This is a genomic window from Bradyrhizobium sp. RT6a, assembly GCF_040547675.1.
Classification (GTDB): Bacteria; Pseudomonadota; Alphaproteobacteria; order Rhizobiales; family Xanthobacteraceae; genus Bradyrhizobium.
In genome coordinates this window covers 387,656-407,858 of sequence record NZ_JBEPQC010000002.1, presented here as the reverse complement: position 1 = coordinate 407,858, position 20,203 = coordinate 387,656, and the positions used below count along the sequence as shown (strand labels likewise).

Sequence of the window (20,203 nt, the reverse complement as noted above, 5' to 3'; positions counted from 1 at the left end):
TCGATCGGGCATGAACCTGGCGCTGGCAAGTTCGCCTGCCTCCGTCGAATCGGCGCGGAAACAACCGGCCATTCAAGTCTCGAACCTGAGCATCGTTTTCGACACCAAGCGCGGGCAGATCATCGCGGTCGATCGCGTTTCGTTTGACGTGGCACCTGGCGAGTTCGTTTGCATCGCCGGTCCCTCCGGCTGCGGCAAGTCGACGGTGCTCAATACGATCGCCGGGCTGGAAGTGCCGTTCGAAGGCGAGATCCTGGTCGAGGGCGCGCCCGTCTACAGTCCGCGTCCCGATGTCGGCATGGTGTTCCAGCAGCCGCATCTCTTCCCCTGGAAGTCCGTCCGCAGCAACATCGCCCACGGTCCCAGGATGCTCGGGAAGTCCACGACGGAAGCGTATGCCATCGCCGACGATTTGATCGCGATGGTCGGCCTCAAGCGTTTCGCCGACGCTTATCCGAACACGCTGTCCGGCGGCATGCAACAGCGCGTGGCGATCGCGCGAGCGTTGGCCAATCAGCCCCGTGTGCTGCTGATGGACGAGCCCTTCGGGGCGCTCGACGCACAGACCCGTGCGGTGATGCAGGACAATCTGCTGGCGTTGCGCGACCGGATCAAGGCGACAATCGTATTCGTGACGCATGACATCGATGAAGCCATCGTGCTGGCCGACCGCGTTCTCATCATGAGCGCGGGACCCGGCCGCATCCTGCGCGAAGTCGCGGTCAAGCTGCCGCGCCCACGGTCGAGTTCTGTCATGGTCGAGCCAGCTTATCTTTCGCTCAAGAAGGATTGTCTCGACGTCATCCGCGCAGAAGGGTTGCGGGCGTTCAATCAGTCGGACGCGGACTGATGACCCGGAGCCCTCGGGTCTGAGGCGGACCGCAGCGGGCTGGCATGGTTCTTGAATAGTCGATGCCGGGTCTCACATGCGGAGCCGGCCATGCACAGGGCGAACAGCGCGATTGCGGCAGGTGTGATGCTCGCGGAGTCGGACGATCTCGTCAGACCGCTGCCCGGCTTGCTGGATGGTCTCAACCGGGCTGATTGCAACCGGTTGCGTGCGATCGGACGCGAAAAGATCCTGGAAGCCGGCCAACTGGTTTGGTCTCAGGGCGACGCGCAGGCCGGAATCTACCTGATCAGCGAGGGCCGCATACGCAGCTACTATGCGGCACCGTCGGGGCGCGAAGTCACGCTCGCCTATTGGTTTCCCGGCAACTTCGTCGGCGGGCCCGACATATTCGGGACGGGCCCGCACATGTGGACATCGGTTGCGGCCGAGCGCAGCCGCTTGACGTTCATGCCCGGACTGGCGTTGCGGCGGCTTGCGCTTGAATCGCCGGCAATCGCCGTCGCCTTGCTGGATGCCCTCGCATTCAAGGCGCGATGCTATTCGGCAATGGCTCAGATGCTTGGGACGCGCTCGGTCACCGAGCGGCTGCACAGCTTGCTGATCTTCCTGTCTCACGTCTACGGCGTAAAGCGCGACGGTGAGATCGTCGTCGGCATACCGTTTACCCACGGGGATCTCGCCAACCTCATCGGATCCACCCGCCAATGGGTGACCGTGCAACTCGCGCGGCTCCAGGACGAAGGCGTGATCAGATACGAAAGATCCGTGATTTCGATTCTGGATGTTTCTACGCTCGGGCAGGCGATGGGATAATGTCGGCCCTTTAGCCGCCAGACTTTAATTCGAACGCCGCTCCGTCTGCGCCGGCCTCGAACCGCCGCGCCAGTCCGATCAGCGCGCGATCGTGCCAGGCCGGCGCCAGCAGGGTCACGCCCATGGGCATGCCGTTTGGCAATTTCGCATTCGGAACGGCGACGCCGCAGAGATCGAGTAGATTGGCAAAGTACGAGTAGTAGCCCAGACGATTGTTGAGGGTGATCGGATCACGATGCATCTCCTCCAGTGTGAACGGCCGCGGTGCAGTCGGAACCACCAGGGCATCGATGCCGGCAAAGATTGCTTCGGCGTCGCGGCGAAGCCGGTGCAGCCGGTGAATGGCACCAAACGTGTCGATCGCCGAATAGCCGGCGGCTGAGTCCAGCACGCTCCTCGTGACATCAAGCAAGGAGCCGGATTGGACGTCGATGAGCGAAGCGATGGCAGAGTGCCTCTCCGCGACCCAGGGACCGCTGAACATCAACTCCCCGGCCTGGCGGAATGGGGCGAAGTCCACCTCGATCGCCGTTCCTCCGATATGAGAAAAACGCTCGCAGGCGCTCTCGTAAAGTTCGCCGCATTCCGACATGCCGAAGCATTCGAGATCCGCTGGCGCAACGCGGCCGAACCGGAATGATGCCGCCGCCCCGTTGGCGGGGAAAACAATTCTGGGCTGGCGGCTGTAGGGATCTTCGAAATCAAACCCTTCGATGATGTCGAGAATCGCTTCGCCGTCGCTGACCGTATTGCAGAATACCGACACGCAATCGATCGTCGGACAATTCGGCACCAGGCCACGTGATGACACCAGCCCAACGGTCGGCTTGATTCCGACGATGTTGTTGAACCCGGCAGGTATGCGCCCCGAGCCGCCGGTATCGGTGCCGAGCGCAAAGGCGACGTGCCCGGCCGCCACGGCGACCGCGGACCCGGAACTGGAGCCGCCCGCAACATAGCGCGCATCGGCAACCGACGCGCAGGGGCCATGGGGCGAGCGCACGCCGGATAGGCCTGTGGCGAACTGATCGAGATTGGTCTTTCCGAGGCAAATTGCGCCGGCCGCGATGAGGCGTTCGACGCTATGCGCGGAATGCCAAGGCGTATAGCTGAACGCCGGACATGCGGCAGTGGTCGGCATTCCCGCGACGTCGATATTGTCCTTCACGCCAAAGGGAATGCCGAGCAGCGGAAGATTTTCGCCCGTCCGCGCGCGCGCCACCAGCTTATGGCATTCTTCGAGTGCCTCCTGCCGCGGGCGAAGATAGATCCAGCAATTGCGGTCGCGCTCGGCCACGATCCGGTCATACGCCGTTCCGATCGCCTCCAGCAGCACGGACGAACTCCTGGCAATGCCTTCGTAGTTTGTCCTGAGGCGCGCGACACACTGGCTCACGGAATATCTCCTCATCCGACCGGCAGGCGCGAAATTGCGGCAGCTCTGCGCGGCCAACAAGCAATTAAGTGCTTCGCCCAAATGGCCGCCTGACCGGAAACGCGCCGCTCAAACAAAAAGGGCGCCGTGCCGAAGCACGACGCCCTCGTTTGTCGCTATACGCGCGATCAGTTGGTCTGCTGGATCGCCGACAGTTCCCAGGCGCCGCCCGGACGTCGGGCAAAGGTCCAGACTTCGGTGGCCTCGCCCGGCTGCTCGCTGCCGGCGACAATTGCGCCGGTATTGCGGTCGAGCGTCTTGTCGGTGAGCGCGAAGCGCAGCGCCACCGTCGCATAATCGGTCTCGCCTTCGCGCCAGGATTCCGCGAGGTCGCCCTGCAACAGCTTCACATCGCTGACCTTGTTGACGACGTTCCGCGCGCGGTTCTGGCCGAGGTCCTGCTCGAAATAGGAGACCATTTCCGGCGTCGCGAGCGTGTGCAGCTTGGCCACGTCCTCGTTGGACCAGGCGGACTGGACGTCGCCGAGCAGGCGCTCGAACGCCTCATAGTCGTCCGGCTTGATCTCGAGCGGTGCGTTGTTGGCGCCGAAGCCGAAGCCGCCGCCAAGACCGCCACCAAGGCCACTACGGTTGTTCGCCTGCGGTCCCGGACCGGCACCGGCTTCAGCGTTGGCATAGGCCGCCTGCGGGGTGTGGCGGCGCTGCCACCAGGACATCGCCAGCCGAACCACGAGCACCACGAGCACGATCTGGATGATCAGGCCGATGATCGACGACATGCCGCCAAGACCGCCGAACAGGCCACCGCCGAACAGCATCCCGAGCAGGCCCGCGCCGAGGAAGCCGGCCGCGAGGCCACCCATGAAGCCGCCGGCGCGGCCGAACAGGCCGCCGCGCGCGGGTGCGGCGGCAGCCGAATTCATGCCTGCGCCCGGCTGGGTGTAGGTCCGATTGAACTGCGAGGTCGAGCCCGGCGCGGTCGTGGTCGATGGCGGGGCCGAATAGGTGCGCGAACCGCGCGAACCCGACGACATGCCGCCACCGACGCGCGCGTCGACGGACGAGATCGCCAGCGCAGTCGGCAGCGCAAGCGCCAGCACGACGGCAATCGTCTTGAAGATGCTGCGGGAGCGTTGCGAGAAATTCATGTTCGTTTCCCAGATCCCCGGCATGGGGACGTGTCCCTAAGATGGGCAGCCTTCCGTAAAAAGGAAGCCACTATCGGAACTTATGGCTGCGGCCCTCAGTCGCGGGGATGTGGCAAAAGCCCATATTTGGCGGCGGCTTGGCCGGGTGTGCAAAGGAGCCGCGGTCGCGGGTTACCGGTCGGTTTGGCGACAGGAATTCCGCTTTGCCGTCGTCATTCCGTTGAGGCCCTCACCCAGCCTTCGCCATCGTCTCCTTCACGGCCGCAACAAGCTGGCTGAGCGTGAACGGCTTGGGCAGGAAGTCGAACTGCTGGCCTTCGGGCAGGCTCTTCTCGAACGCGTCTTCGGCGTAGCCGGAGACGAAGATGAACTTGATGTCGGGGTTCTTCTCGCGCATCGCCTTGAGCAGTGTCGGGCCGTCCATCTCCGGCATCACGACGTCGGACACGACGAGATCGATTCCGCCGCTCTGTTCTTCCAGCACCTCCAGCGCCTCGACGCCGTTCTCGGCCTCGACCACGGTGTAGCCGCGAGAGCGCAGACCGCGTGCGTTGAGCGCGCGCAGGCCCTCTTCGTCCTCGACCAGGAGGATGGTGCCCTGTCCAGTGAGATCGGTGCGGGGCTTGGCGTCCGCCGCGGACCCGGCGTCCTTCGCGGCACCATTGCTGGCGCCAACGACCGGCGCCGGCTGCTCGACCTGCACCTCCGGCTCGGCATGATGGCGCGGCAGGAAGATGTGGAACGAGGTGCCCTGCCCCGGCTCCGAGTCCACGTAAATGAATCCGCCGGTCTGCTTGACGATGCCGTAGACGGTGGAGAGCCCGAGGCCGGTGCCCTTGCCGACTTCCTTGGTCGAGAAGAACGGCTCGAAGATCTTGTCGCGGATGTCGGCGGGGATGCCGGTACCGGTGTCGGCGACCTCGATCCGCACATAATCCGCGGCCGGCATGCCCTTGTAGGCCAGCCTGGCCGCTTCCTCGGTGGTGACGTTGGCGGTGCGGATGATCAGCTTGCCGCCGTCGGGCATGGCGTCGCGCGCGTTGACCGCGAGGTTGACGATGACCTGCTCGAACTGGGAGACGTCGACCTTGACCGGCCAGAGATCGCGGCCGTGGATGGTCTCGTGCTTGACCTTCTCGCCGATCAGGCGGCGCAGCAGCATGGCGAGATCGGAGAGCGCATCGCCGAGGTCGAGCACCTGCGGCCGCAGCGTCTGCCGCCGCGAGAACGCCAGCAACTGCCGCACCAGCGTGGCGGCCCGCGTCGCGTTCTGCTTGATCTGCATGATATCCTGGAACGACGGGTCGGTCGGCTTGTGCGCGTTCAGCAGGAAGTCGTTCGCCATCATGATGGCGGAGAGCACGTTGTTGAAGTCGTGGGCGATGCCGCCGGCGAGCTGGCCGACCGTCTCCATCTTTTGCGACTGGTTGATCTGGTTTTCCAGCGCGCGCCGCTCGGTGGTCTCGAGCATGTGCACGATGGCGACTTCCGCATCGTTCTCGGCCGCGTCCACCGGCGTAACGAAGAACTGGCCCCAGCGCTCTTTGGTTCCTTCGAGCGCCACTTCGACCGGCGCGACGTCGGCTTGGCCCTCCGCGGCCTGATTGATGGCCGCGATCAAAAGGTGCCGGTCGCGCGAATTGACCGCGCGGAAGATCGACTTGCTGGCGCTATCGAGCCCCAGCGCCTGCCCGAGCTTGGCGTAGCGCGCATTGGCGCGCACGACGTTGCCGCCGCGGTCGACGGTGGCGATCGCCATCGGGGTATGGTCGAAGAAGCGCATGAAGCGCACTTCGGCGGCGCGATCCGGATCGCTGCGCTCGTCGCGGGCACGGCTGATCACCAGCGTTCGCGACGGGCCCGGCGCGCCGTCGGCGCCGAAGGCGAGCTTGTGATAGAGCCGCACCGGCATGGTCTTGCCGGTGCGCATGCGCAGGTCGATGTCGAAGACTTCCGTCTTGACCTCGCCCGGCACCGCCACGATCGCCGTGAGCAGCGAAGCGCCATCGCCCGAGACGATGTCGGTGAGCTTCAGCCCGCCCGAGCCGATCTCGGCGAGGTCGTAGTCGAGCCAGTTCGCCAGCGTCGCGTTGACGTAAGCGAGCTCCCCGGCCGGATTGACCGAGAAGAAACCGCAGGGCGCGTGATCGAGATATTCGATCGCGTGCTGGAGTTCCTGGAACACGTCCTCCTGGCGCTCGCGGTCGCGGGTGATGTCGGCGATCGACCACACTGCGTATCTCGTCTCGCGCTTGCCGGTGCCGAGGGGCCGCACCCGCATGCGCAGCCAGCGGCCCTGGCTGCCGTCATTGCCGGAGATGCGCACCTCTTCCTGCTGCCGCTTGCCTTCGCGCGCGGCTTTCAACAGGCGGAACACCGCCTCGGAGACGTCGGGGTTGCCGATGAAGACGCGCTCCACGGGGCGCACGTCCTGCGGGCCGGCGGCGCCGGTCAGCGTCAGATAGGCCGCATTGGAATAGACCACATGGCCGCGCGGGTCGGTCACGGCGAGGCCGTCGAAGGCGTGGTCGGCGATGCGCCCCATCACGGGATCGTCGAGATTGCGATCGACGAAGCGGATGATGCCGGCGGCGAAGGCGAACAGGTTGAACAGGCCGACCATCGCCAGCACGGCGAGGATGCCGAGAATATAGGGCTGGGCCTGCGCGCGCCCGAGCGTCATCAGCCCGACCGCGACGGCGACGAGGCCGGCAGCCACCAGCAGCACCAGCGCAATGCTGCCCGAGCGCGGCGACGGCTCGTGCGCCGCAACGGGCTCGCGTGTGAGGTCGTGGTCGGTCTCGGCAGTCATCTCAAGCTGGCACAGCCTGTCGGCAGAGAATCAACGCGCTACAGGGCGCGCAGGGTCCTCCCTGCCTGAATCGGACCCGCAGGCGCAAGGGCAGCAGGGGCGAAAGGTACGCTGATTCCCAGATTACGGCCATTTCCAGTACTTTTCAGGGGTTTTATTGCCGGCTGGCGCCAAATCCGCTCTTCAGACGCATGACGTAGCCGATGACTTCGGCGACCGCATGGTAGTGCTCGGTCGGGATTTCCTCGTCGATCTCGACGGTGGCGTAGAGCGCGCGGGCGAGCGGCACGTTCTCGACGATCGGGATGTCGTGCTCGCGCGCGATCTCCCGGATCTTGAAAGCGAGGTTGTCGACGCCCTTGGCGACGCAGATCGGCGCAGACATGCCGCGCTCGTAGGACAGCGCGATCGAATAGTGGGTCGGGTTGGTGATGATCACGGAGGCCTTGGGAACCGCAGCCATCATGCGCTTCTTGGAGCGCTGCTGGCGCAGTTGCCTGAGCTTGCCCTTGATGTGCGGATCGCCTTCGGATTGCTTGTACTCTTCCTTGATCTCCTGGAGCGACATCTTCTGCCGCTGGAACCAGCTGCGATACTGGAAGAAGTAGTCGCCGATGGCGATGATCGCGAGCGCCGCAACCACCGCGCCGAGCAGGTGAATGGTCAGGCTGGTGGTGGCGCCGAGCATGGCGGCCGGATCGAGCCGGACCATCGCCTCCATGCGGTGCCGTTCCGGCCACAGGATCGTGGTCATGACCGCGCCGAGCACGATCAGCTTGCCGAGACCCTTGAGGAAGTTTGCCGCCGCTTGCTTGCCGAAGATGCGCTTGAGGCCTTCGGCAGGCGACAGCTTGCTGAACTTGGGCTTGAGGGACTCGGCCGACCAGACCAGGCGGTGCTGCAGCATGTTACCGGCAATTGCCGCCAGCACCAGCATCAGCAGCGGCACGCCCATCGCCGCCAGCACCGCGACTTCGATCTGCTGCATCAGGGCGAGCAGAGCCCTGCCGTCGGTCTTGATCATCCAGGAATTGGCGATCAGGTTGCGCATCGGCGCCAACAGCCCGCTGCCGACCGATGCCGAGAAGCTCGAGACGACGAGCGTGGCGCCCGCGATCATGAACCAGGTGTTGATCTCCTGGCTCTTGGCGACGTCACCGCGTTCGAGCGCCTCTTCGAGACGTTTTTGCGTCGGGTCTTCTGTTTGACTCTCTGGATCGTTGTCTTCCGCCATCGATCACCTGGTCACTTGAGTGGCATCATCTGGTGCATGACACCGATGAAATAGTCGAGATAGGTGCCCATCATCGCCGTGAGCACCACGGCGAGCACCAGGAAGCCGGCGAAGATCGAGAGCGGCACGCCGACGAAATAGACCTGCATCTGCGGCATCAACCGCGCCAGCACGCCGAGCCCGATGTTGAAGACGAGGCCGAACACCAGGAACGGGCCGGAAAGTTGCAAGCCGAGGCGGAACGCGGCGGCAAAGGCGCGCGTCGCCAGCGCGGCGATATCGCCGCTCGACACCGTCTCGCCCGGCGCGAAGATCGTGTAGCTGTCATTCAGTGCCGCGATCACCAGATGATGGCTGTCGGTGGCGAACAGCAGCGTGACCCCCAGTATCGTCAGGAAGTTACCGACCAGCACGCCCTGCTGCCCTTGCGTCGGATCGACCGAGGTGACGAAACCCAGCCCCATCTGCTGTGCAATCACGGAACCGGCAACCTGCAGCGCCGACAAGGTCACCCGCGCGGTCGCCCCCAGCACGATGCCGATCACGATCTCATGCAGCATCAGGACCAGCAGCGGCGCGATCGAGCCCATGTCGACCTGATAGGCGTTGCGATGCAGCGGCAGGATGATCAGCGTGAGCAGCAGCGCGATCGACAGTTTGATCCGTGTCGGGATATTGGTTTCGCCCAGCCCCGGCAACAGCATCACCATCGCGCCGACCCGGGCAAAGGCGAGCATGAAGGAGGCGGCAAGCGCCGGCAGCAGCGAGACGTCGATGCGCATGACGGGCGCATTGTGCCTCAGCCGCCGATGATTCGCGACGATATCCGCAGCATGTGGGAATGCAGCGCGTCGGCCATGAACGGCAGGGCCAACAGCATGGTGGCAAAGATGGCCAGGATCTTCGGCACGTAGATCAGCGTCTGCTCCTGGATCTGCGTCAACGCCTGGAACAGCGACACGACGACGCCGACCACGAGGCCAACCACCATCAGTGGCGACGACACGATCACGATGGTCCAGATCGCATCGCGCGCGACGTCGAGGGTTTCCGGTCCGGTCATTCGCAGTTCCTTTATTCAAGTCTCATCCGCACCGCTCGGTGAGGACGACACGAAGCTCTCCTCGTCATTGCGAGCGAAGCGAAGCAATCCAGACTGCCACCGCGGAAGATTCTGGATTGCTTCGCTACGCTCGCAAGGACGACCGAGAAAATCAGATCGGCATCTTCATGATGTCTTCATAGGCCGCGATCACGCGGTCGCGGACCGAGACCAGCGTGGATACGGCGACGTCGGTGTCTGCGACCGCCGTCACCACGTCCATCACGTTGGCCTTGCCGGCGGCCATCGCCACCGTCTGCGCATCGGATTTTCGGCCGGACTCCAGGACGCTGCCGACAGTATCTTTCAGAAGAGAGGCGAAGGACTGCCCGCTCGGTTCGCTGCCCTTGCCGGCACCGCTGTTCTCCAGCACGCGGGCGAGGTTTGCATAGGCGTTGGCGGCAATTGTCGGTGTTGCCATGGTTCAAGGTCCTGTTCAGCTCTTGAGGATGTCGAGGGTGCGCTGGATCATCCGGCGCGTCGCGCTGATGATGTTGAGATTGGCCTCGTAGGACCGCTGCGCGTCGCGCATGTCGGTCATCTCGACCACCGAGTTCACGTTCGGATATTTGACGTTGCCGGTCGCATCCGCCGCCGGATTGTTCGGCTCGTATTTGGTACGGAAATTGGACTGGTCGGGTTTGATCCTGCCGAGGGTGACGACCTGCGCGTCGAGTGTACGGTCGAGCGCGGAGGAGAAGGTCGGCACCTTGCGCCGGTAAGGATCGCCGCCGGCCGTCGGCGACGTCGAATCCGCATTTGCGATATTCTCCGAGATCACCCGCATGCGCCCGGCCTGCGCCCGCAGACCGGAGGTCGCGATCGCCATCGAACGGGCAAAGTCGCTGCTGTCATTCGCCATGATGCGCTTCCTCTAGCTCTAGCCTTTGCCGATCGCGGTCTTGAGCAGGTGCAGGCTCTTGGAGTAGAGCGAGGTCGCCGCCGCATAATCCATCTGGTTGCTGGCGGCCTTCATCATCTCCTCTTCGAGATTGACGGCGTTGCCCGCGGGGCGGGTCTCAAAACCCGCATTCTTGTTCTGGTCGAATCCGGAAGCCGCGCCTGACGGCGCCATGTGGGAACCGCTGGTGCGGGTGAGCGTCAAGGGGCCCATCGAGCCCGTGACGGCCCCGCTCTTGTCCAGCTTCGGCTCGACGAGGTCGCGCGGCCGGAATTTGGGCGTGTCGGAATTGGAGACGTTCTCGGACAGGACGCGCTGGCGCTCCTGGTGCCATTGCATCTTGGTGCGAAGCGCCGATAGCACCGGAAGATCGTTGATGGACATCGTTGCGACTCCTTCCGCCTCTCGGACCAGGTCCGAAGCTAGGCAGAATTTGCCGCCTGTATGGTTAACAGCTGGTTAAGGAGTCGTAGGCAGTTGTCCCCCGCCGGGACACGAATGCGCGCACCCCGTGATTCTACGCCTCCAAAAGCGGCATTAACCCAACCGCTTGGCGGTGCGTACACAGGCCAAGAAGTCGTTTTGGATCGAGCGATTCATGGGTTATTAAGAGTTGGGGACGGCAAAACTTGCCGTGGGACGTTAAGAAATCGCAGTTTGGGCAACGTAAGCCGGTGGTTGGCGCATCTGACCACGGGCCCGAGAAAAGCGCCATTTGTCGGGGACAAGTATGCAAGGCAGCCCTATCACCTTCATCGTCGCGTTCATCGTCGTTCTGGCGTTGATCGGCGTCGCTGCATGGCTGGTTCGCCGATTCGCCACCAGTCGGCTCGGCGCCAACACCCAGCGCGGCCGGATGCCCCGGCTCGCCGTGATTGATGCCGCCGCGGTCGACGGCCGCCGCCGTCTGGTGCTGGTCCGGCGCGACAATGTCGAGCATCTTCTGATGATCGGCGGCCCCACCGACATCGTCGTCGAACCCAACATCGTGCGCGCTGCGCCCGGCCGCGACCAGCTCCCGCAGCGTCCCAATGCCGCCGAGCCGCCGCGTCTTGCGCCGATGCATGATACCAGCAGCTGGGCCGACGAAGCACCGCGGCCCGAGCTGCTCGATCATCCCGAGCCGCAAATGCCCGAGCCGCCACCGCGGCCCGCGCGCCCCTCTTTTGCCGACGAAGTGCGCCGGCCTGCTCCCACGCTCGCCGAACGCCGCAACGAGCCGCCACTGGCCGGCTTCACCTCCGAGCCGATCGCGCCGCGCCCCGAGCGCGAGCTGCGTCCCGAACCTGTTCCGCCGCGCGTTGCGCGCAACGAACCCCCTCTGATGCCGCGTCCGCCGCGCCAGAGCGAGCCCGTGAAGGCGCCTCCAGTGCGCGCCGAGCGCGTAGCCGCTCCGCCTGTGCCGCAGGCCCCGCCCGTTCCGCCGCCGGCGGCCGCTCCTGCGGCGCCATCGAGCGCCGAGCAGAATCTCGCCGAGATGGCGCAGCGGCTCGAGGCTGCACTGCGCCGCCCCGCCGGCGATACGCTTGCCCCTCCGGTCGCCCCGGAGCCCCCGGCCGCTCCTCCGCGCGTGGCCCGCAGCGAGCCGCCGGCACCACCTGCCCCTGCCGCAAAGCCGGCTCCGGAAAAGACCAGCTTTGAAAATCTCGAAGACGAGATGGCCTCGTTGCTCGGCCGTCCGAAGCCGTCTTCGTGAGGCTGCCGGCCCTCCCGCGTAGAGTTTTTCTTCTTTCTGTCCTGATCGGCGCGGCTTCGCTCGCGATGCCGGCGCATGCGCAGGACATCAGCATCAATCTCGGCGGCGGAGGCGCTGGCGGTGGCGGCGTCACCGAGCGCGCGATCCAGCTGATCGCGCTGCTCACGGTGCTGTCGATCGCACCGTCGATCCTGATCATGATGACGTCGTTCACGCGCATCGTGGTCGTGCTGTCGCTGCTGCGCACCGCGATGGGCACCGCGACCGCCCCGCCGAACTCGGTGATCATCGCGCTGGCGATGTTCCTCACCTTCTTCGTGATGGGACCGGTCCTGCAAAAATCCTACGACGAAGGCATCCGTCCGCTGGTCGCCAATCAGCTCGGCGTCGAGGACGCGCTTCAGCGCGCCTCCGTACCCCTGCGCGGCTTCATGCAGAAGAACGTCCGCGAGAAGGACCTCAAGCTGTTCCTCGACCTCTCCGGCGAGCCGCCGCCCGCCACCCCGGACGACCTCGCACTTCGCATCCTCGTCCCCGCCTTCATGATCTCGGAGTTGAAGCGTGCTTTCGAGATCGGTTTTCTGCTGTTCCTTCCCTTCCTGATCATCGACCTCGTCGTCGCCTCAGTGCTGATGTCGATGGGCATGATGATGCTGCCGCCCGCGACGATCTCGCTGCCGTTCAAGCTGATCTTCTTCGTGCTGGTCGACGGCTGGTCGCTGGTGGCGGGGAGCCTGGTGCAGAGTTACGGGGGCTAGCGAGCCTGGGGAGCGGTCAGCGACCCATCCCCTCTGGCCCGAGGTTTGTAGGCGTGCACTTCAGCTTACCAGCGCAAGGCGGACCGTGAGCGCGTTCGGCGGTTCGTGACATACCGGAATATGCTCAGGTTGCGCATTCAATGGGTCGTTGATATGATGGTTATCATTCATTGATCCGAAGCGGCTTATGACCAGCAACGTCGAAAACCGTCCGCTCGCTCGAGTCGTGCCGCTTGGTCTTCAGGTCGCCGTTCTTGCTGCGTTGTCTGCGAGTGGCACGTTGGCCACCAATATTCTGTTGCCTTCGCTACCGAGTATCGCCGTCGCGGTAGGCGTCTCCAGCGCTCAGGTAACGTCAGCTATCACCATATTCCTCGCCATGTTCGCGGTCGGACAACTTGTTGTCGGTCCGTTGTCGGATCGTTTCGGCCGGCGCGTACCCGTGATGATCGGGTTTGCTGTATTTTTCGCAGGTAGCATATGGTGCGCGTTAGCCAATGATTTGGCGGCACTATTGACGGGTCGCGTTGTGCAGGCCGGTGGCGCATGTGCCACGTCTGTCCTTTCGCGAGCTATCGCAAGAGATCTCTTTCAGGGCGAAAAGCTAGCGCGCGTGCTCACCTTTGTTATGGTTGCGATGGCAGCGGCGCCCGGATTCTCGCCCCTGGTCGGTGGCGCGCTGGATCATTTTTTTGGCTGGCGTTCAGCATTTGTGTTCGTCGGAATCTTCGCCGTCGTCGCCGCTTCAGCATTTCTTGCGGCTTTCGGAGAAACCCACCACGCGCCACGCGCCGAGTTCAATTCCTCGACGATCGCAAAGAATTACTGGTCGCTATCGACTGACCGCCGTTTCTTGGTTCCTGCCGCAACTGTTAGCCTCATCTTAGGTGCGCTGTTTGCAATGTTTTCGGCCTTGCCGCGTGTCTTGATAGAAGGCCTCGACTTCACGCCCATGCAACTCGGCCTGTTCTTCGCAGGCACTGTCATGATCGTCTTTAGCGCTGGCATTATCGCTACAAAAATTGTTCCGCACCTTGGCCTCGATCGATCGATTTGCATCGGCCTCGCGCTGGCCTGTGTCGGCGGCGGCATGGTGTTGCTTTTCGCGCTTTTCGACGGGCGCTTTTTGCCATTTCTTGTCGGCGCATGCGTATTCCTGCTAGGCATGGGCATGGTCAATCCGCTGTGCAGCGCGCAAGCTCTTTCGCCATTCGGCGATCGCGCCGGTGCTGCCTCGGCCCTGTTGGGTTTCTGGCAGATGTTGGCCGCGGCGCTGGGGGTATCGCTTGCGGCAGTAATCGCAAGGAACCCCATGATCGGACTTGGTCTCGTGCTAGTGCTTGCCTCGACCTTGGCCTCGGCAATCTATCAGGTGCGGGTAAAGCTCAACTAAGCCGTTAAGATCGCTTGCTGGCCCTTAGCTGCTTCCCTGTTTCTGCGCCCTAAGGTGTTTCTCACAATGGACCTGGAGCCCTCAGCCGACTAGCAAAGGCAAACGGGCCATGTCCGGTCTCAAAGACTGAATGGACATGGCTTACGTCCGCGCGGGCTGAGGGGGTTGGTGAGTACGCGCACTAGGCGATAGTCTCCGGTCCCTGCCCGTCACTCCGAGGAGTTTGCTCACGGGCACCTGTCGCGAGGCCCAGAAGGAGCAGCGATCCTACCGCGTCATCTTGATCTGCCGCACCACGGGGATCGTGGGCAGCGAGCCGGTGTGGTCGGACTGGTCCTTGGCCTGCGGCGAGGCCGGCGCCCGCGCGGTGGCGTCGGGGAAACGCTGCTTCATCTCGCGCAGGAAGCCGTCGAGCGTGTCGACGCTGGCAGCCAGCTTGGCGATATCGGCGAATTCAGCGCTGGAGGCGCCGGTCGGTTTGCTCGCGATGTCGAAGGCGAGCCGATCGGCGCTCTCGCTCATCAGTGGCGCATATTTCTCGCGGAAGCGCGACATGCCGATCGAGTCGTCGGCGAGCGCATAACCGACGGCGGCGCGGATGATATCGCTTTTCTCCACCGCATTGAGCGGCTTGAAGTCCCGGAAGCGCTCGCCGTAATAGAGCTCGATCTGCTCGGCGGACTCGCGCCAGCGCCGCGCCGCCCAGAAGATGTCCGAGCGCAGGCGCAGCACCTCGCGCCCTGTAACGTTGGAGACGATGTCGAGCGCAAGATCGTGGCGGCCGACGTCGCTCTGCGCACGCCCCTCCAGCAGCAGGCGTTGCTGCCTGAGCTCGCCTGAGAGGTCGCTGATGCGGCTCGCGCGCAACGCCGTGATCGCCATGTCGGGTCTGCGGTTGGCGAGATAGATCATGGAGAGGCGCGCGGCGACTTGCGCACGCGCCGCGCCTTCGAGGCGGTGGTCGACTTGGTACTGCAGGAGCTCGGCGGCCTGGTCGAGCAGATCGATCGAGGCGAGACGGTCGGAGAGGCGCCGGATCAGTTCGTCGCCGCGGCGGCCGATCGGCGTCAGCTCGCGGAACTCGTAGAACATCCCCAGCGCTTCGATCGGCGGCAACTCGTCGCCCTTGGGGCGGCCCAGGAAGATCTGCGTGAACAGGTCGGAGGCGAGGTCCTGCGCCTGGCGCGAGGCTTCTGCGTTCGGCTGCAGCTTTGTCGCGGTACGCGCCGCGGTGAGCGCGTCCCGGTAGCGTCCGTTCTCCGCAAACATCTGCGACAGCATCTGGAGCGTCTTCACCTCGATCGAATCGCCGCGCCAGGTCATCGAGAGCGTTTCGAGCTCGCGCAGCGCGTCTTCCTTGCCGATCTCGTCGCGCTTCTGCCGCAGCGCGACCTCGAGCTGCTTGGCCTCGGCCGCAGCCGGCCGGTCCGACGAGCCGACCGCGAACTTGTAGTCGTCGAGCGCGTCCTTGTCGTGGCCGAGCGCCTCGGCGAGCCGGCCGCGCAGCACGGCAAAGCCGGGCGCGGCCTCGGGCGAGACGCCGACCACCTCGAGCTCGCTGCGGCGCTTGGAGGCGCCGGCATAGTCCTTCACCTCGAGCGAAGCGCGCATCGCCTCCATCGTCACGATGCGCTGGATGTCGAGCGGCAGCGAGGCGATGGCGAATTCGACGTTCTTGAACTTCTCGCGCGCGTCCGCCCATTTGCCCTGGCGCGCATAGGCGAGCGCCTTCCAGAGCTGGGAATCGTGGCTGTTGCCGATCACGGGATTGGCGAGGTCCTTCAGGCCCTGTGCCGGCCGGCCGATCAGGATGCTCGCGATCGCATGCATGATCAGCGCACCGCTCTCCTCCTTGTTGAGGGGATCGGCCAGCATCAATTCGGTGACGGCCTTGGCCTCGTGATACATCGCGCGCGACATGTAGAATTGCGCGAGGTCGAGCCGCGGCAGCGAACGCATCGCCGGTTCGACGCTGGAGATCGCGGTGATCAGATCGTTCTGACGCGCTATGAAGTTTTCCGACTGGCCCTTGCGCCAGCCTTCGGGGCTGAAGACCGGCCGCACCGCGGTCGGCGCGCGCTCGGCCGAGATGTCGACCGGCGACAGTGTCAGCCCGCCCTTCTTGCCGAGGATGACCTTGTCGGCCCCGACCTCGACGCCAACCTCGTCGGAATTCGGCCGGATCGCGATGCCATGCGCGGATTCCAGCAGCGCGAGATCGACGAGGTCCTGCCGCTTGATAAAGCCGCGCACCGGCCGCTGCGCGGTGACGACATAGAGCGTGTCGCCGGCATCGGGATCGGTGAGCTTGTGCAGGAGCCCCGGATTGGCGAAGGGGATCGCGATGTTGGCGAGCGCTGGGTCGGTGATGTTGCGCGAGATCATCAGCGGCAGCGGCGTCGCCTGGATTCTGTCGGCGAGCGTCAAGAGCCAGTTGGTCTGCTTGCCGACCTCCTCGCTCGTCAGCGAATAGACCAGCGGCCGGGTGAGACGGATGCGCACCGCCTGTCCCTTCTCGAGCGGGACGCGGCCGACCTCGCCGATCATCGCACCGCCCCTGGTGCGGATTGCCTCGACGTCGATCGGCTTCGCCGTATCGAACACCAGCCAGACGGTGTCGCCACGGCGGAACGCCGCCGCAGGCGTTGCGACCTGAAGCGGGAAGGTCACGCGCAGGCCGTCGCTGTCGCGACGGACATCGACGCTGGCACCAATCGGCTGCGGCGCGGCGGGCGCCTCTGCTGGCGCGGCCTTGACCGGCTCCTTGACGGGCTCCTTTGCGGCTTCCTTCACGGCCTCTTGAGGCGCTTCGGCCATGACCGGCTTTGCAGGCGCGACCGCAGTTTCTGCAACTGGCGCGACAGTCTTTGAAACTTCCTTGGGCGCTTCCTTGAGCGCTTGCGCAGCGTGCGCGGCTTCGGACGCAGGAGCCGGCATCGGCTTCGGCGCTTCAGCAGGCTGCATGGCGGCGGGTGCTTCCGGCTTCACCTCGGGCTTGACGTCGATCCTGGCTTCGCGCGCGATCGTCTCGGACGTCGGTGGCGCGATCTCGCGCTGCGCCTCCTTCGGCTTCTCGACCGCCGGCTTCTCGGGCGCAGGCGCCGGTCCATGAGCGGCGGGCTTGGCCTGCGCGATCGCAGCCTCCGCCGACGCAGCCATCTTGCCCTTGTCCGGCTGGAAGGAGATGTCGACGACGTAGTTCTTCTCGTCGCGGAACGAATGCACGTCGGAATCGCCGATCAGCGCAATCTCGACACTGGTCTGGTCGATATCGGCCTTCTGCTTGATGGAGGCGACGTTCGGCGGCGCCGCGACGACCGCGTCCGCCAGATCGAAATTGAGGTTGGCGTTGAAGGCGAGCGTGAGCTTCTGCTCGTTGAGCACGGAGGATACCCCGACTCCGTCGGGCATCTCGAACACGAAGCGGACGAAGGTCGGCTGCACCGAGGCGCGCACGCGGATCTGCGGACGCTTCTTGCTCTCCGCCGCGGCGCGCTGGGCGCGCAGCGCGCGTTCGGCGACGCGCGCGCGCTCGGCGAGTTCCTTGACCACGTCCATCGGCAGGCTCGGCGGCGGCCCCTTCCAACCCTCCGGCAAGAGGTCGATGAAGGTGCGTTCGCCGGCATTCATGGTGTTGACGGTGACGCGCCGCGCCAGCGACAGGCGGATGGCGCCGCCATCGGGATCGCGGCGGGCGGAGTTGACGTAGTCGGGCGCGCCTTCCGGGACGCGGTCGACGGGAACGTCGACCGGCCGGTCGAAACGGATGACGAGAATGGAGCCGGCCGTCGTCACCTCGGAGGGGACGTCCTCTCCGAGCTTGATCACGAGACGGGCAAAGCCGCCGCCGGCCGAGAAAGTCGCCTCGCCCCGGATAGCATCGGCCGCCGGGACAGGCGCCGTGAAGCCGATCAGCAGGCCGGCTGCCAGCAGCGGCGCCGCGCAGACATGACGCGACAGGCCCTGCGCCAAAGCGCGGGCTCGCGACCACAATCCATCGGCAGCCTTCTGCGCCATTGGCAGCATTTCTTCCGGTCTGACAATCCAAGCCGGCCATCGCGCCGGCCGGTGCCATTGACTGTAGGTCTCGCCAATTAAGGACTTGTTAATGCTATATTTTGATTGGGGTCGCACGCCCTGCCGGATCGAGCGTGGTCGGCCCCCAGATTTGGAGTTGAGACGCAGGCGGTTAAGGAGTTGTTAACACCCACGCAACAGCGCCGCCGCGATTTGTCAATCGTTAGACGGCACTCCATAGCGGGCAAAGTCCTCGCCAATTCCAGCGTCGATTCTTCTTGCCGCGCCAATATCGCTATCGCCGCCAGCTCTGTCGCCGAGCTTAAGTCTGGCAACTCCGCGGCCATAGAGCGCATGTGCCAGCTTGGGCGCGAACCGCAGCGCAAAATTGTAGTCGTCGATAGCCGCGGAGAATTGCCCCATTTTCAGGTTTATCAGAGCTCGCGAATCGTATGTTGCGGCGTTGTTTGATCCCGATTCAAGCGCCCTATCGCAGTCTTCCAGCGCGGCCCGCAAGGCGCCGAGGACGGCTCGGGCCCAACAGCGTCCGCTCCACACCGCCTCCAGATTCGGATCGAGGCGAATTGCTTCATCATAGTCCTGCGTTGCACGGTCGTACGCATTCCTCTTCAGGTAGGCTGCCGCACGGTTGGCAAAAGCAGCGCCATAGTTTGGGTTGAGCTTGAGCGCCTGCCCAAAAGCGACAAGGGCCAGGTCGTGCGCGCCTTTCCTCAGATAAGCCACGCCGAGGTTGTTGAAAGCTTTCGCATAATCTGGATTGAGCCTGGTCGCTTCAACCAAATCACTGATCGCGCGTTCATAGTCGGTTTTGGCGCTGTAGGCATTGCCCCTGTTGTTGTGAGCGACAGCGAAGCCGTTCGCCGTCCCCTCGCCCGCATCGATGAACGCCGTGCAGCCATCGATCCGAGCTTCGGGCAATACGCGATCTGAGCCGTTACACAGTTCAACATTCTTGAGCGAACTGACCTTCTTCGGCTTCTGCGCTAAAGCCGACGGACCGGACAGCACAATGACGAAAATGAGCATCACTGTCTTGATGACACTGGCTCTTGCGATCATTTTCAAACCAAGCGTCTGACTGCGTGAACGAAGGGCTAACCCTGGGGCTCTCTGCCCGGCCGGCATTGCGGGTATCACGGCGCTTCGGAACGAGCAAAGTTCTCAACATCCCCGACAGATGTTGAGTCTGCGGTTGCTGCTTCGATCGGGCTCCGCTGCTGCGGATGCCGGCGGCTTCTTCAGGAGCTTGCTTTTGCCCTCTTCGATCAGGGTCGAGAATTTGACTGACCCGTCATCCGAAATCTCGATATGCGGCGTCGTGCCTCGGATTCCTAGCGTGGCGACGGGAGTATCGACCTTCATGTCGCCGGTCTTTGCGACACTGCCAGCGACAAACGTGAACGTTCCCCTGGTGAGATTGAACAGCGTCGCATTAGACTTGCCGTCCGGCTCGTACACATAATGATCCAACACCATACGGGCATTGCTCGACAGATTGAACGAGGTGCCGTCCGTAAAGTTGATGCCGATTCGGCCGTCGGCCCCGGTCCGCACCACGTCACCGAGATATACGGGATCACCCGTGTTGGCCCGGCTGGGCTCACCCGAGACATTCGCCTGAACGATCACTGCGCCCGCATGCTCGATCGAGACCGAGCCTGTGGCCGCCACTACCTTACCAATGGGTTTCGATGACGAGCTAACGACGGCGGGCTTGGCGGAATCGATTTGCGCTCGAGCCGCACTCGGCAGGAAACTGACAAGCGCCAAAACAAAGCTGGTCGCCAATGCGGCTATCATAGATCTGCACATGATCCACCCTTTCTGAGAAGATCTTGTCGCTGTCGTCGGCCCATTTTTTGAACCGCGAAGCCTAGCTGTCACAAAATATAATATATAATTCTTGTTTAATTTGTTTTATCGTTTTAATTTATCTCCAGGGTTACGGAAACGCCACAAATTAAATGCTCCGCGTTGTAAATTTAATCACTTTGACGGGAGGGCAGGGCACGGCGGGGATCGGAAGTACGCGTCGCTGTTCGCTGCGCAATGCGCCTCT

Annotated in this window: 17 protein-coding genes; 5 read left to right on the top strand and 12 right to left on the bottom strand. The window is 63.9% G+C overall.

What is annotated here, in order from left to right; translation table 11 throughout:
• The first annotated feature begins 10 nt into the window (after nucleotides 1–10).
• On the top strand, nucleotides 11–850 hold the full coding sequence (locus tag ABIC03_RS11635; protein WP_354059617.1) for an ABC transporter ATP-binding protein: 840 nt from the start codon (nucleotides 11–13) through the stop codon (nucleotides 848–850).
• Between the two features lie 90 nt (nucleotides 851–940).
• Complete coding sequence (locus ABIC03_RS11630) at nucleotides 941–1,666, top strand: Crp/Fnr family transcriptional regulator (protein WP_007612272.1); 726 nt, start codon at nucleotides 941–943, stop codon at nucleotides 1,664–1,666.
• Nucleotides 1,667–1,676: 10 nt separating this feature from the next.
• Here the strand turns inward: ABIC03_RS11630 and atzF are convergent, their stop codons facing one another.
• The 9 genes from atzF to flgB all read right to left on the bottom strand — a co-directional run bounded on the left by atzF (nucleotide 1,677) and on the right by flgB (nucleotide 10,643).
• Nucleotides 1,677–3,062: an allophanate hydrolase gene (atzF, locus tag ABIC03_RS11625; RefSeq protein WP_354058159.1), complete on the bottom strand. Its 1,386-nt coding sequence runs from the start codon at nucleotides 3,060–3,062 to the stop codon at nucleotides 1,677–1,679.
• 167 nt (nucleotides 3,063–3,229) lie between these two features.
• Nucleotides 3,230–4,234 carry a Tim44 domain-containing protein gene (locus ABIC03_RS11620; protein WP_354058157.1) on the bottom strand — a complete coding sequence of 335 codons (1,005 nt, stop codon included), beginning with the start codon at nucleotides 4,232–4,234 and terminating at the stop codon, nucleotides 3,230–3,232.
• 205 nt (nucleotides 4,235–4,439) lie between these two features.
• Entirely contained in the window at nucleotides 4,440–7,022 is a 2,583-nt protein-coding gene (gene cckA, locus ABIC03_RS11615; protein ID WP_354058155.1) for a cell cycle histidine kinase CckA, read from the bottom strand.
• A 154-nt stretch (nucleotides 7,023–7,176) separates the two neighbouring features.
• Nucleotides 7,177–8,256, bottom strand: a complete 1,080-nt coding sequence (gene flhB, locus ABIC03_RS11610; protein ID WP_354058153.1) for a flagellar biosynthesis protein FlhB — start codon at nucleotides 8,254–8,256, stop codon at nucleotides 7,177–7,179.
• An 11-nt stretch (nucleotides 8,257–8,267) separates the two neighbouring features.
• Nucleotides 8,268–9,038 (bottom strand): flagellar biosynthetic protein FliR, encoded by a 771-nt coding sequence (fliR, locus tag ABIC03_RS11605; RefSeq protein ID WP_275170013.1) that lies wholly within the window; start codon nucleotides 9,036–9,038, stop codon nucleotides 8,268–8,270.
• Nucleotides 9,039–9,055: 17 nt separating this feature from the next.
• Nucleotides 9,056–9,319, bottom strand: a complete 264-nt coding sequence (fliQ, locus tag ABIC03_RS11600) for a flagellar biosynthesis protein FliQ (protein ID WP_007612284.1) — start codon at nucleotides 9,317–9,319, stop codon at nucleotides 9,056–9,058.
• 151 nt (nucleotides 9,320–9,470) lie between these two features.
• Complete coding sequence (gene fliE / locus ABIC03_RS11595; protein WP_007612285.1) at nucleotides 9,471–9,779, bottom strand: flagellar hook-basal body complex protein FliE; 309 nt, start codon at nucleotides 9,777–9,779, stop codon at nucleotides 9,471–9,473.
• Between the two features lie 15 nt (nucleotides 9,780–9,794).
• A complete protein-coding gene (gene flgC / locus ABIC03_RS11590) occupies nucleotides 9,795–10,220 on the bottom strand; it encodes a flagellar basal body rod protein FlgC (RefSeq protein WP_027518913.1) in 426 nt (141 codons plus the stop codon).
• An 18-nt stretch (nucleotides 10,221–10,238) separates the two neighbouring features.
• Nucleotides 10,239–10,643: a flagellar basal body rod protein FlgB gene (gene flgB, locus ABIC03_RS11585; RefSeq protein WP_354058150.1), complete on the bottom strand. Its 405-nt coding sequence runs from the start codon at nucleotides 10,641–10,643 to the stop codon at nucleotides 10,239–10,241.
• Nucleotides 10,644–10,989: 346 nt separating this feature from the next.
• Between flgB and ABIC03_RS11580 the strand changes: the two genes are divergently transcribed.
• The 3 genes from ABIC03_RS11580 (at nucleotide 10,990) to ABIC03_RS11570 (ending at nucleotide 14,106) form a co-directional block, all read left to right on the top strand.
• Nucleotides 10,990–11,955, top strand: coding sequence for a flagellar biosynthetic protein FliO (locus tag ABIC03_RS11580; protein ID WP_354058148.1), 966 nt, complete (start codon nucleotides 10,990–10,992; stop codon nucleotides 11,953–11,955).
• Nucleotides 11,952–12,713 (top strand): flagellar type III secretion system pore protein FliP, encoded by a 762-nt coding sequence (gene fliP, locus ABIC03_RS11575; protein ID WP_354058146.1) that lies wholly within the window; start codon nucleotides 11,952–11,954, stop codon nucleotides 12,711–12,713. The genes ABIC03_RS11580 and fliP overlap by 4 nt, the downstream gene beginning before the upstream one ends.
• 187 nt (nucleotides 12,714–12,900) lie before the next feature.
• Entirely contained in the window at nucleotides 12,901–14,106 is a 1,206-nt protein-coding gene (locus ABIC03_RS11570; protein ID WP_354058144.1) for a multidrug effflux MFS transporter, read from the top strand.
• Between the two features lie 267 nt (nucleotides 14,107–14,373).
• Here the strand turns inward: ABIC03_RS11570 and ABIC03_RS11565 are convergent, their stop codons facing one another.
• The 3 genes from ABIC03_RS11565 to ABIC03_RS11555 form a co-directional block, all read right to left on the bottom strand.
• Nucleotides 14,374–18,123: a tetratricopeptide repeat protein gene (locus tag ABIC03_RS11565; RefSeq protein ID WP_354058142.1), complete on the bottom strand. Its 3,750-nt coding sequence runs from the start codon at nucleotides 18,121–18,123 to the stop codon at nucleotides 14,374–14,376.
• 216 nt (nucleotides 18,124–18,339) lie between these two features.
• Nucleotides 18,340–19,203 carry a tetratricopeptide repeat protein gene (locus ABIC03_RS11560; protein ID WP_354058140.1) on the bottom strand — a complete coding sequence of 288 codons (864 nt, stop codon included), beginning with the start codon at nucleotides 19,201–19,203 and terminating at the stop codon, nucleotides 18,340–18,342.
• Between the two features lie 102 nt (nucleotides 19,204–19,305).
• On the bottom strand, nucleotides 19,306–19,932 hold the full coding sequence (locus tag ABIC03_RS11555; RefSeq protein ID WP_354058138.1) for a FecR family protein: 627 nt from the start codon (nucleotides 19,930–19,932) through the stop codon (nucleotides 19,306–19,308).
• Nucleotides 19,933–20,203: the final 271 nt, after the last annotated feature.

What these genes read in the sequence shown, in the direction of transcription:
- fliQ (WP_007612284.1), bottom strand. Translation starts at nt 9,319, where the DNA reads ATGACCGGACCGGAAACCCTCGACGTCGCGCGCGATGCGATCTGGACC.
- flgB (WP_354058150.1), bottom strand. Translation starts at nt 10,643, where the DNA reads ATGTCCATCAACGATCTTCCGGTGCTATCGGCGCTTCGCACCAAGATG.
- flhB (WP_354058153.1), bottom strand. Translation starts at nt 8,256, where the DNA reads ATGGCGGAAGACAACGATCCAGAGAGTCAAACAGAAGACCCGACGCAA.
- cckA (WP_354058155.1), bottom strand. Translation starts at nt 7,022, where the DNA reads ATGACTGCCGAGACCGACCACGACCTCACACGCGAGCCCGTTGCGGCG.
- ABIC03_RS11560 (WP_354058140.1), bottom strand. Translation starts at nt 19,203, where the DNA reads ATGATCGCAAGAGCCAGTGTCATCAAGACAGTGATGCTCATTTTCGTC.
- ABIC03_RS11565 (WP_354058142.1), bottom strand. Translation starts at nt 18,123, where the DNA reads ATGGCGCAGAAGGCTGCCGATGGATTGTGGTCGCGAGCCCGCGCTTTG.
- ABIC03_RS11570 (WP_354058144.1), top strand. Translation starts at nt 12,901, where the DNA reads ATGACCAGCAACGTCGAAAACCGTCCGCTCGCTCGAGTCGTGCCGCTT.
- ABIC03_RS11630 (WP_007612272.1), top strand. Translation starts at nt 941, where the DNA reads ATGCACAGGGCGAACAGCGCGATTGCGGCAGGTGTGATGCTCGCGGAG.
- fliR (WP_275170013.1), bottom strand. Translation starts at nt 9,038, where the DNA reads ATGCGCATCGACGTCTCGCTGCTGCCGGCGCTTGCCGCCTCCTTCATG.
- fliE (WP_007612285.1), bottom strand. Translation starts at nt 9,779, where the DNA reads ATGGCAACACCGACAATTGCCGCCAACGCCTATGCAAACCTCGCCCGC.
- flgC (WP_027518913.1), bottom strand. Translation starts at nt 10,220, where the DNA reads ATGGCGAATGACAGCAGCGACTTTGCCCGTTCGATGGCGATCGCGACC.
- ABIC03_RS11580 (WP_354058148.1), top strand. Translation starts at nt 10,990, where the DNA reads ATGCAAGGCAGCCCTATCACCTTCATCGTCGCGTTCATCGTCGTTCTG.
- ABIC03_RS11635 (WP_354059617.1), top strand. Translation starts at nt 11, where the DNA reads ATGAACCTGGCGCTGGCAAGTTCGCCTGCCTCCGTCGAATCGGCGCGG.
- ABIC03_RS11620 (WP_354058157.1), bottom strand. Translation starts at nt 4,234, where the DNA reads ATGCCGGGGATCTGGGAAACGAACATGAATTTCTCGCAACGCTCCCGC.